Source organism: Eggerthella sp. 1_3_56FAA (assembly GCF_000185625.1).
GTDB lineage: Bacteria > Actinomycetota > Coriobacteriia > Coriobacteriales > Eggerthellaceae > Eggerthella > Eggerthella lenta.
Window position 1 is genome coordinate 828,593 of sequence record NZ_GL622580.1, and the last position, 11,092, is coordinate 839,684.

Genomic DNA, 11,092 nt, shown 5'->3' on the forward strand with positions numbered 1-11,092 from the left:
CGATGGAGACGAGCTCGCAAGCGCGCCCCTTCGCGCGCCCCGACCTGCGCGCGGGCCTGTTCGGCCTCGACCCGCGCACGCATCTGCTGGCCGTCGTGGCGTTCGGCGTTGCGTCCATCGTGCTCACCGGCTTGCTGGAGACGGCGTTGTTGCAGGTGGCTGCCGCGTTGTACCTGGCGGGCAACGGGCGCGCTCGCTTGGCGCTGCGCTCGTGCGCAAGCTTCGCCGTCGTCGCGGGCCTCAGCTTCCTGCCGCTGCCGGGGCTGTACGGGGTGCTGTTCGTGAGCCTGCTGCACATGGTGCCGCCGTTCACGGCGGGCTGCGCGTTGTTCTCGCTGTCTCCTTCGGCTATCATGTGCGCGCTCGCGCGGTGGCGCGTGCCGCAGCGCGTGCTCGTGGGCGTGTGCATGCTGTTCCGCTTCGCGTCGGTGCTCTCGTTCGAGGCGCGCTCCATCGTGCGCGGCATCCGGCTGCGCGGGGTGTTCCCGCGCGCGATCGACGTGGCGCTGCATCCCGCCCTCGCCTACGAGTGCTGCTACACGCCGCTTGTCATGCGCTGTTTGCGCCTGTCGGCCGAGCTGGCCGCGTCGGCGGAGCTGCGGGGCATCGAGGCCGACGGCGTGCGCACGTCGGTGCATCATGTGGGATTCGAGGCGCGCGACGCCCTTGCCGCCGTGGCGGTGCTGGCCGTGTGCGCGGGGCTGTGCGTGTGGGGGAAGGTGGCGTGATGGCGCAAGCGCAGGACAGCGAGCGGGCGGCGGCCGTGCTGCTCGACCGGGCTTCGTTTCGCTACGTGGACGAATCCGAGCGGGGGTTGGAAGCGGAAGCGGGTTCTGCCGCGCCCGCATCGGGCAGCCGCGTGGACGACGTGTCGCTGTCGGTGGCTCCCGGCCGCTGCCTCGTGCTGTGCGGGCGCTCGGGCGACGGCAAGTCCACCGTGTTGCGCCTGGTGGACGGGTTGGCGGGCACGTTCTTTCCCGGCGATCTGACGGGCGTCGTGGAGGTGTGCGGCGCCGACGTGCGCCGGCTCGCACCGCGGGAGCGCACCGAGCGCCTCGGCGTGGTGATGCAGGACCCGCGCAGCCAGTTCTTCATGGGGACGGTGGGTGACGAGATCGCGTTTTCGGCCGAGAACCTGGGGGTGGACCCCGCCGAAACCGTGCGCCGCGTGCATGCCGCCGCCGAGACGTGCGGCGTGGAAGGGCTTCTGGGCGAGAAGCTGTCCGAGCTGTCGAGCGGCCAGAAGCAGCGGGTGGCCCTCGCCGCCGCCATCGCGTGCGGTCCGGCCGTGCTCGTGCTGGACGAACCCACGTCCAACCTGGACGCGCAGGGCTCCGAGGCGCTCGTGCGCATCCTGGCCGAGCTCAAGCGCCGCGGCACCGCGGTGGTGGTATCCGAGCATCGGCTCCACCAGCTGCTGCCGGTGGCCGACGCCTACGTGTGCCTGCGCGCCGGCCGCGTCGTTGAGCGGTGGAGCGCCGACGCGTTCGCACGGCTCGGGCTGGAGGACGCGGCGGCATACGGCTTGCGGCATCCGGACATGGCCGCGCCCGCGCCGGGCGTCGGCGGCGTTGCGCCTGCAGCGAGCGGTTGGCGGGTCGAGGGGCTGACGTACCGCTACCCGTCCACGAAGCGGGGCATCCGCGACTTCGATGCCGCGTTCGCCTGCGGGGCGGTGACGGTGATCGAGGGCCCGAACGGGGCGGGCAAGACCACGCTCGCGAAGGTGCTGTGCGGCGCGACGCGCGAGCAGGCGGGGCGCGTGACGTTCGACGGCCGCCCCGTGCCGCGCCGCGAGCGACGGCGGCGCAGCTACTTCGTCATGCAGGACGCCGACTACCAGCTGTACGCCGGCAGCGTGGCCGACGAGGTGGTGCTGGGGCGGCGCGTGGACGAGGCGCTGAAGGCGCGCGCATGGGAGGCGCTCGAGGCGTTCGACCTGGTCGATCTGGCCGATCGACATCCTGCGAGCCTGTCGGGCGGTCAGAAGCAGCGCGTGACGCTGGCGGCGGCGTACTGCTCGGACGCCGACCTCATCGTGCTGGACGAGCCCACGAGCGGCCTCGACGGCCGCGGCGTGCGCGAGGTGTCCGCGTGGTGCCGCACCCTGGCCGCCGGCGGCAAGGCCGTGGCGATCATCACCCACGACAACCTGCTGGCCGCTCTCGCCGGCGATGCCGTCGTGGAGCTGAAAGGCTAGGCACCCGACGGGGAAGGCGGGCGAGCCGATTGCCCGTGCGCTGTCGATCGCGAACCGCGCCGCAAGTTCGGGCTTGCAATCCGCCCGGAGCGCCTCTATACTGATAATCACATTATCGATAATGAAATTATCAGTAGAGGGAAAGGCGGTTGGAAGCTTGTCGAAATCCGACGCGAGCATCGACCCTCGCATCCTCGACAGCGCACGGCGGGAGTTCCTCGCCCGCGGCTTCGAGGGAGCGTCCTTGCAGAGCATCTGCGCGGACGCCGGCGTGACGACGGGTGCGCTCTACAAACGCTACAAGGGGAAGGCCGATCTGTTCGAAGCCGTGGTAGCTCCCACGCTCGCCGACATCCGCGCGCTTGAGGAAGAGGCGAAGCGCCGCGATTACGCGCTCATGGACGATAAGAACCTTCGCGAGCTGTGGGCTCTGTCCGAAGATATCCATCGCCAGTGGATGATCTACTTCTACGAGCGCTACGAAGGGATGCGGCTCCTGTTGTGCTGTGCAGAGGGCACGGCCTATGCGAACTTCCTTCACGACTTCGTGGCGCGCAACACGGCGTTGTGCATGGAGTTCGTGAACGAGGCGCGTCGGCGCGATTTGCCGGTGAGCGACATCGACGCCGACGAGTTGCACATCCTGCTCACGGCGTACTGGTCCACCGTGTTCGAGCCCCTCGTCCACGGGTTCCCCCTGGAAAAGGCGCTCGGATACTGCAAGCGCATCGCCGGGTTCTTCAATTGGCAGGTGGTGTTCGGCTTCTAACATGCGGTGAGGAAACGGAAGACGAGGCGGACGGGATCCGCCTTTTCTCGAACCAAAGGTTACCCTAATCTAACATTTGAAAGGAAACGCCATGCAACAGAACGCAGGGCAGGCGCAAGCCATGCCCGAAACCGAGGCCGTGCCCGCGGGAAAGCGGCCGGGAGCGCGCAACGAGCGCCTGAACGTGCGCGACTTCGTGACCATCGCGGTGCTCACCGTGCTGGAACTGGTGGTGTATTTCAGCATCGGCATGATTGCGGGCTCGACGCCCATCGGCTGGTGTTTCACGCTGGGCATCCAGGCCATCCCGTTGGGCATCATCTTCATGCTGATGTACGCGAAGGTGAACAAGCGCGGCGTCGTGCTCATCTCGGGCGTGCTCGTGGGGCTGCTCGTGGGTATGAGTTTTTGGCTTACCGGCCTCGTCATCGCATTGGGCGCGCTGGCTGGCGAGGTTATCTGGAACGTCGCCAACCGCAAGCGCTTCGCCACCATGGCCGCCAGCTTCACGTCCATCATGGTGGGCTGGTATCTGGGCGCGTTCGCCCCGCTCGTGCTCATGAAGGACTTCTTTTTGAACTCGGTGCCCACGATGGCTGAGTTCTACGGCAGCGTGTTCGATATCGTGGCGGGCCCTCTGTTCTTCGTCTGCCTGGGCGTTACCGCGCTTGGCGGCGTTCTGGGCTCGCTGCTGGGACGCGCTGTGCTGAAGAAGCACTTCGAACGCGCGGGGATCGCCTGATATGGAGGCCGCGCGCATGCAGAACGCGACCGCCGTGCCTCGCGACGGGGGATCGGGCGTGCCGGCGGTGAGAAACCTCGACCCGCGGATGAAGCTGCTTATCGTCCTCGTGGTGGGGTCGGCCGCGCTGTTCAGCCCGCATCGTGCCCTGTTGCTGTGGTGCTATGCGATTATCGCGGCGCTGTGGCTGCTGTCGGGCGAGGCGCGTCGCGCGCTGGGATTCGTGGCCGTGCTCGCGGCGGTGGCGCTTGCCGAGTGGGGCGCGGGGTTCATCCCCAACGCCACGGTGGCGGGCATGGTGGGTTTTCTCTTCTTCATTTTCGCGCGCTCGCTGTCTACGTTTGCGCTGATCATGTGGATGTCGGTGGGGTTGCGCATCGATGATCTCATCGCGTCGCTGCAGCGCTTGCGCCTGCCGCGCGGCCTCGTCATCACCATCGCCGTGGTGTTTCGCTACCTTCCCACGGCTGCCGACGAGTTCCGGAAGATCAGCGCCACCATGCGGCTGCGCGGTGTGGAGCTCTCGGCGCGCAACCTGGTGCTGCATCCCGGCCGCTCGCTCGAGTACGTGCTGGTGCCGCTCATCATCCGCACCATCAAAATCGCCGACGATCTGGCCGCTTCCGCCATGACGCGCGGCCTCGACCTCGTGGGTGCGCGCACGACGTACCGCGACGTGCGCATCGGAGCGTCGGGGGCGCTCGTGACGGCGGCGGTGCTCGTCTGTACGGCGGCCGGTTATGTCGCGTGGGCGGTGAACGTGCTATGACGGCCAACGAGGTGGTGGTGGCAGGTGCGACGGTTCGTTACGCCCACGATGGCCAGCCTGCGCTGCGCGGCCTCGACCTGCGCGCGGGCGGCGGGAAGCTCGTGCTGCTGCTGGGCGCGAGCGGGTGCGGTAAAACCACTGCGACGCGCCTGCTGAACGGGCTGGTCCCCCATTTCTTCGAGGGAGGCGCGCTCGACGGCTCGGTGGACGTGTGCGGCATGGAGCCGGCTTCCGTCAGCGTGCAGCGGCTGGCCGGCGCGGTGGGGTCGGTGTTCCAGGATCCGCGCAGCCAGTTCTTCGCCACCGACGTGTCGTCCGAAATCGCGTTCTCGTGCGAGAACCTCGGCGTTCCCGCGCTCGAGATGCGCCGACGCGTGGCCGAAGCGGCCGGAGCGTGCGGCGTCGCGCACCTGATGGACCGCAGCATCTTCGACCTGTCGAGCGGCGAGAAGCAAGCGGTGGCGGTTGCGTCGGTGCTGGCGATGCGCCCGCGCGTGGTGGTGATGGACGAGCCGTCGGCGAACCTCGACGAGGTGGCCACCGCTCGGCTGCGCACCATCGTCGAGACGCTGCTGCACCGCGGCGTGACCGTGGTGGTGTCCGAGCATCGGGTTCACTATCTGGCCGACCTTGCCGACGAGGCGCTGCTGCTGCGTGCAGGGCGCGTGGAGCGGCGTTTCGCCGCGGGAGAATTGGCGCGTCTTACGCCCGAGGCATCGCACGAGCTGGGCTTGCGCGCGTCGAGCCTCGACGAGGTGCGCGCCGTGCCGCGCGCGGAGGCCCGGGGGCCTGCGGTCCTTGAAGTGCGCGACGTGAGCTTCGGCTATCGGGGCGCGCCGCCCGTGCTGAAGGGAACGTCGTTCTCGGTGCGGGAGGGCGAGGTCGTGGGCATCGTCGGACGCAACGGCGTGGGCAAAAGCACGCTGATCGACCTCGTGTGCGGTCTCAAGACGGAGTGTGCGGGCACGGTGTCCATCGGCGGCGTCGCGTTGCGGCCGAAGGAGCGCGTGCGGGCAAGCTACCTGGTCATGCAGGATTCGGATTGCCAGCTGTTCGCGGAAAGCGTCGAAGCCGAGCTGCTTCTGGGCGAGCGTGCCGACGAGGCGCGCACGGCGCGAGCGCGCGCAGCGCTTGCGCGCATGGGGCTTGCGGGGCTGGAGGACCGTCACCCGGCATCGCTGTCGGGAGGCCAGAAGCAGCGGCTGTCCATCGCGGTGGCCTACATGAAGGATGCGAAGGTCGTGTGCCTCGACGAGCCCACGAGCGGCTTGGACTGGGCGTCGATGATGGGCGTGGCGCAGCTGTTGCGGGACCTGGCCGAAGAAGGGCGCGGCATCGTGGTGATCACCCACGACTACGAGTTCTTGCTGGCGGCGTGCGACCGGGTGCTGCGCATCGGCGAGGGCGGGTCGGCGGTCGAGGTCGGCTTCGACGGCCCTGGCGATGCGAGTGCGCTCCGCAACCCCGAATAGTCGTTTCGGTGCCGCGATGCGGCGGGAGTCCCTCGATCCTGTGCCGGCGGGCGCGCGTTTCGGGCATTCTGAGCGAAGTTTGATAAAGCTAACTTGAGGAGTTGACCAATGGAAGTTTCTCCGGCGAACCGCGACGTGCGGCCAAGCGCGTTCGCGAAGCTGTACTACTTCATGCGGCCGGATCGCGGGCGCATGGTGTGCTCGCTCGTGCTGGCCTGTATCGGCGAGGCCGTGGGCATGGTGCCTTACGTGGTGATCGCGCTGTTGGCGGCGGGGCTCATCGAGGGCACGCTGACGTTCGAGCGCGCGGCCCTCCTGGCGGCCGTCGCCGCGCTCGCGCACGTCGCGCGCTTCTTCTGCACGTGGCGCTCGTCCATGATGAGCCACCGCATCGCGTTCAAGGCGCTGGCCACCATGCGCGACCAGATGGCGGAGAAGATGGAGCGCGTTCCCATGGGCACGATCATCGACACGCCCACCGGCACGTTCAAGAACCGCTTCGTCGACAACGTGAACCAGCTGGAAGACGCCATCGCCCACTTCATGCCCGAGCTGCCGTCGAACGTGTTCGGGCCGTTGCTGGCCATGGTCATCGTGTTCGCGCTCGACTGGCGCATGGGGCTGGCCGGGCTGGCCACCATCCCTCTGGGCGTGCTGTTCTATGCGGCCATGATGCGCGATTACAAGCCGAAGATGGCCCGCTACATCGGCAGCGAGCAGCGGATGAACTCGTCGCTCGTGGAGTACGTGAACGGCATCCAGGTGATCAAGGCGTTCGGGCGTACGGCCAGCTCGTACGGCGGATTCTCCACCGCGGTCGCCGAGTACCACGACTCGACGCTCGCGTGGTTCAAGCAGAGCTGGGTGTGGATGGCGGCCGTCAAGTCGGTGGTGCCGTGCACGCTGCTCGTGTCGCTGCCGCTGGGCGTGTGGCTCATGTCCGCAGGCCAGCTGACGCTGCCGATATTCCTGACGTGCATCGTCATCCCGCTGGGCTTCATTGCGCCGCTGCTGAAGTTCGCGCAGGCGGGCGGCCAGATCTCGCGCATGGACGTGTGCCTCAACGTCATCTGGGACTTCCTGGGCACGCCCGAGCTCGTGCGCCCCGCCGAGCGCGTGCGGCTGGACGGCGAGTCGTTCGCGTTCGAGAACGTGTCGTTCTCCTACCACGAGGGGGCCGAGGTGCTGCACGGCGTCAGCTTCGAGACGCATCCCGGGCAGATCACGGCCATCGTGGGGCCCAGCGGTTCGGGCAAATCGACCGTGGCGAAGCTCATGGCCGGGTTCTGGGATGCAACGGACGGGCGCGTCGCGTTCGACGGGGTCGATGTGCGGAACATCCCGTACCAGCAGCTCATGGAGCATATCTCCTACGTGGCGCAGGACACGTTCCTGTTCGACCGCACGCTTGCCGACAACATTCGCATGGGGCGTCCTGCCGCTTCGCAGGTCGACGTGGAGGCCGCCGCCCGCGCGGCGGGTTGCCACGAGTTCATCAGCCGCTTGCCGCAGGGCTACGACACGCGCGCCGGCGAGGCGGGCGAGAGGCTGAGCGGCGGCGAGAAGCAGCGCATCGCCATCGCACGCGCCATTTTGAAGAACGCGCCCATCGTCATCCTCGACGAGGCGACGGCCTACGCCGATCCCGAGAACGAGGCGCTCGTCGAGCGCGCCATCAGCAAGCTCGTGGTCGGGAAGACGCTCGTCACCATCGCGCACCGCCTGTCCACCGTGACGGGCGCCGACCAGATCCTCGTCATGGACACCGGCCGCATCGTCGCCCGCGGCACGCACGACAAGCTGCTGGAATGCTGCCCGCTGTACCGTCGCATGTGGGAGCAGCACAGAAGTTCCGCTGTTCTACGAACAGCGGAACCGGCCGACGCTGCGGCTTCCCCCGGTGGCACCGGGGAAACCCTCGCTGACGTTTCGACGACGGGCGACAACGATATCAAGGAGGCGATGTAGCATGTTCGCGCTCATCAAACGCGTGCTCGACCTGGCTGGCAGCTTCTCTCCGGCGGCGCGGCGCAGCCTGACGTGGGGCATGGTGTGCAACATCCTGAAAGCGTTCTTCATGGCCGGTATGCTGGGCGCGGTGTTCTGGGCGCTCGAGAACCGCGACCACCTCGACGCCGTCGTGGCGCTGCAATGCCTGGGCATCTTGGCTGTCAGCGTGATCGGGCAGTACGTGTTCCAGTACCTCGTGGACATCACGATGGACGCGCAGGGCTTCCACATCTTCCGCGACCTGCGCCTGCGCGTGGGCGACCGGCTGAAGGCCGCGCCCATGGGCTACTTCTCCGAGCAGCGCCTGTCGGCCGTCACCACGACGCTGACCACGACGGTGCACCAGCTGGAGGAGTTCATGACCATCTGCCTGACGGGTCTGACGGGCGGCGTGGCCATGGCGGTGATCATGAGCCTGTTCTTCCTCGCCGTGGCCTGGCCCATCGCGGCCATCACGTTCGCGGGCATCGCCGCGGGCCTGTGCGTGCTGAACGTGCTGCGCCGCCGCGCCACCAGCGTGACGCGCGAGGTGACCGCCGCGCAGGAGGCCATGGCTGACAAGGTGATCGAGTACGCTCGCGGCATGGCCGTGCTGCGCACGTTCGCCACGCCCGACGAATCGCTGGCCGCCGCGAAGGCGTCGTTCCAGCAGAAGCGCGCGGCCGATTACCATCAGGAGGCCGCCGCGCAGGGCATCCTCAAGCTGTACGCGCTCGTGTTCAACCTGGCCAGCTGCGCGGTGCTGTTCACCGCGTGCGCGCTGTACCTGAACGGCGCGCTGCCGCTGTCGTGGGCGCTCACGCTGCTCGTGGCCGCGTTCATGATCTACGGCGAGCTCATCCACGCGAACGATGCGGCGTTCCTCACGAAGAAGATCGAAGGCGAGCTCGACCGCGTCGACGAGGTGTGCGACATCCCGAAGCAGAACGCGACGGACGCGCCGCTCGCGCCCGCCGATTTCGGCATCGAGATGAACGGCGTCTCGTTCGGTTACGACGCCGACCGGCGCGTCATCGACGACGTGTCGCTGCGCATCCCGCAGGGCACGAGCTGCGCCATCGTGGGGCCCAGCGGCTCGGGCAAGACGACGCTCGTGAACCTCATGGCCCGATTCTGGGACGTGGACGCCGGCGCGGTGCTGCTCGGGGGCCAGGACGTGCGCAAGGGCACGGCCGAGAGCCTGCTCGCGCACGTGTCGATGGTGTTCCAGAACGTGTATCTGTTCAACGACACCGTGGAGAACAACATCAAGTTCGGCATGCCGAACGCCACCCATGCCGACGTGGAGGCCGCCGCCAGGCGCGCCCGCTGCCACGAGTTCATCATGCAGCTGCCGCAGGGCTACGACACGGTGCTCGAGGAGGGCGGCGCCAGCCTCTCGGGCGGGGAGCGCCAGCGCATCTCCATCGCGCGCGCCATCATGAAGGATGCGCCCATCGTCATCTTGGACGAGGCCACGAGCTCGGTCGATCCTGAGAACGAGCACGAGCTGATCGCCGCCATCGGCGAGCTCACGCGCGGCAAGACCCTCGTGTCCATCGCGCACCGCCTGAACACGGTGGCCGGCGCCGATCAGATCCTCGTGGTGGACGAGGGCCGCATCGTGCAGCGGGGCACGCACGACCAGCTCATGGGCGAGCAGGGGCTCTACCGCGACTTCGTGAACCTGCGACGCGAAGCCGCCGGCTGGCGCCTGGCGGGGTAGGGCGCGCGCCGTCGCGCGCCGCCTGCGAAATGTCCGATCGGAGTAGGCGCGCGGCTGTTTGGAGCGGAACGGGCGGCCCGTTTCTGCTATACCGGAGGGAAGGGAAACGCACTGCGCGCGCGGCGGCCGCCCGCGCGGAGAGGAGGTGCAGGTGAAGCAGCCTGTTCATGAGTCTGCCGAAGACTATCTGAAAGCCGTGTTGGCGCTGGAGCGCGAGCACGGCTACGTCCGCGCCGTGGACGTAGCCGGCCGGCTGGGCGTGTCGAAGGCGAGCGTGTCGAAGGCGCTGTCCAAGCTGGAGCGCCAGAAGCTCGTGCACGTGGTGGCCCACGACGTGCGGCTCACCGCCGAGGGGCGCGCCGTGGCCGAGCGCGTCAGCGAACGCCATGCGTTCTTCCGCGCTCTGCTGCGCGCTGCGGGCGTGGAGGCCGTCGTCGCCGACGAGGAGGCGTGCCGCCTCGAGCACTGCCTGTGCGAGGACTCGTTCCGGAAGCTGGTAACCGCGCTCGACGCGCGCGGCTGAGAGCGCTCGGTTGACGCGCGGCGGGTCGCCCGGTATGATGGCGGCCCGGGCCTCATGGCCCGCAACCCAACGAAAGGCTCTCCTCTCATGACTGTTCCTCCCAACCGCTAAACCACGCGACACATCCGTCCCATCCGCTGCCGCGCCGCGCGCGGCCGCTTCGTGATGGGCGCTGCCCGTCCGCCTGCCGCCGCTGCGAGCGGCCGTTTTGCGATGGGCCGTCCGGTTGAGATGCACAGACAATCAGAGAGGTTCCCTGTATGAAAAAGCTGAATAACGGCGTGGTGCCGCCTGTGCCCACCTTCCATTTCGAACGTATTCGGATTGCGAAGGAAGGCAACAACCATCATGAAAACGAGTATATGGCGCGTGGAGGCGACCGCCGCGCCGGTCGCGCTGCGCCCTTGTGGGACCTGCGGTGCTGACGCGGAGTTCGCGTCCACGGGCCTGTTTCGCGTGAACGCCCAGAAGAAACGTCTGGACGTGTGGCTCATCTACCGGTGCGCCACGTGCGGAAGCGTGTGGAACAGCGCCGTGATCAGCCGTGGGCGTCCGGGAAGCATCGACCGCGAAGAGCTCGAGCGGTTCACGGGCAACGATCCCGTGATGGCGCTGTGGTGCGCGCTCGACGTCGGCTTGCTCAGGCGCAACGGCGCGCGCCGGGGCAAGGTCGCCTTCGTCGTCGAAGGCGACCGGCCCGCCGGCGGCGAGGACTGTCGGGTTGAAATCGACGGCGGCGACCTTGCGGGCCTGCGCCTGGCCGAGGTGCTGCGGGCCAAGTTGGGCGTTTCGCGCAGCGGCTTGGAGCGCCTCGTGGAGGCGGGCGACGTGAGCGCCGCCGACGGAGCCGACGTCCTCGCCGCGAAGCTCCGTCCGCACCAGACGATCCTCGTGCGCGGGCG

The 11,092-nt window shown here is 68.3% G+C and carries 10 protein-coding genes; all 10 read left to right on the forward strand.

All coding sequences use genetic code 11. The features are described from left to right. The first annotated feature begins 2 nt into the window (after positions 1-2). A complete protein-coding gene (locus tag HMPREF1023_RS08840) occupies positions 3-728 on the forward strand; it encodes an energy-coupling factor transporter transmembrane protein EcfT (protein ID WP_009305893.1) in 726 nt (241 codons plus the stop codon). Then, on the forward strand, positions 728-2,200 hold the full coding sequence (locus HMPREF1023_RS08845) for an ABC transporter ATP-binding protein (protein ID WP_009305894.1): 1,473 nt from the start codon (positions 728-730) through the stop codon (positions 2,198-2,200). Before HMPREF1023_RS08840 ends, HMPREF1023_RS08845 begins: the two co-directional genes overlap by 1 nt. A 157-nt stretch (positions 2,201-2,357) precedes the next feature. After that, positions 2,358-2,969 (forward strand): TetR/AcrR family transcriptional regulator, encoded by a 612-nt coding sequence (locus tag HMPREF1023_RS08850; RefSeq protein WP_009305895.1) that lies wholly within the window; start codon positions 2,358-2,360, stop codon positions 2,967-2,969. A 91-nt stretch (positions 2,970-3,060) separates the two neighbouring features. Next, entirely contained in the window at positions 3,061-3,711 is a 651-nt protein-coding gene (locus HMPREF1023_RS08855) for an MptD family putative ECF transporter S component (RefSeq protein ID WP_009305896.1), read from the forward strand. 16 nt (positions 3,712-3,727) lie between these two features. Next, a complete protein-coding gene (locus HMPREF1023_RS08860) occupies positions 3,728-4,480 on the forward strand; it encodes an energy-coupling factor transporter transmembrane component T (RefSeq protein ID WP_015759913.1) in 753 nt (250 codons plus the stop codon). After that, entirely contained in the window at positions 4,477-5,952 is a 1,476-nt protein-coding gene (locus HMPREF1023_RS08865; RefSeq protein WP_035578755.1) for an ABC transporter ATP-binding protein, read from the forward strand. The genes HMPREF1023_RS08860 and HMPREF1023_RS08865 overlap by 4 nt, the downstream gene beginning before the upstream one ends. A 108-nt stretch (positions 5,953-6,060) precedes the next feature. Beyond that, positions 6,061-7,920 carry an ABC transporter ATP-binding protein gene (locus tag HMPREF1023_RS08870; RefSeq protein WP_009305899.1) on the forward strand — a complete coding sequence of 620 codons (1,860 nt, stop codon included), beginning with the start codon at positions 6,061-6,063 and terminating at the stop codon, positions 7,918-7,920. A 1-nt stretch (position 7,921) separates the two neighbouring features. Beyond that, positions 7,922-9,667, forward strand: coding sequence for an ABC transporter ATP-binding protein (locus HMPREF1023_RS08875; protein WP_009305901.1), 1,746 nt, complete (start codon positions 7,922-7,924; stop codon positions 9,665-9,667). A gap of 151 nt (positions 9,668-9,818) precedes the next feature. Then, complete coding sequence (locus tag HMPREF1023_RS08880) at positions 9,819-10,190, forward strand: metal-dependent transcriptional regulator (protein ID WP_009305903.1); 372 nt, start codon at positions 9,819-9,821, stop codon at positions 10,188-10,190. 348 nt (positions 10,191-10,538) lie between these two features. After that, positions 10,539-11,092: DUF1062 domain-containing protein (locus tag HMPREF1023_RS08885; RefSeq protein ID WP_050784829.1), on the forward strand; the 554-nt coding region annotated here is incomplete at its 3' end.

Excerpts from the sequence above, each read along its gene's own strand:
- HMPREF1023_RS08840 (WP_009305893.1), top strand. The coding sequence starts at position 3 with ATGGAGACGAGCTCGCAAGCGCGCCCCTTCGCGCGCCCCGACCTGCGC.
- HMPREF1023_RS08845 (WP_009305894.1), top strand. The coding sequence starts at position 728 with ATGGCGCAAGCGCAGGACAGCGAGCGGGCGGCGGCCGTGCTGCTCGAC.
- HMPREF1023_RS08855 (WP_009305896.1), top strand. The coding sequence starts at position 3,061 with ATGCAACAGAACGCAGGGCAGGCGCAAGCCATGCCCGAAACCGAGGCC.
- HMPREF1023_RS08860 (WP_015759913.1), top strand. The coding sequence starts at position 3,728 with ATGCAGAACGCGACCGCCGTGCCTCGCGACGGGGGATCGGGCGTGCCG.
- HMPREF1023_RS08865 (WP_035578755.1), top strand. The coding sequence starts at position 4,477 with ATGACGGCCAACGAGGTGGTGGTGGCAGGTGCGACGGTTCGTTACGCC.
- HMPREF1023_RS08870 (WP_009305899.1), top strand. The coding sequence starts at position 6,061 with ATGGAAGTTTCTCCGGCGAACCGCGACGTGCGGCCAAGCGCGTTCGCG.
- HMPREF1023_RS08875 (WP_009305901.1), top strand. The coding sequence starts at position 7,922 with ATGTTCGCGCTCATCAAACGCGTGCTCGACCTGGCTGGCAGCTTCTCT.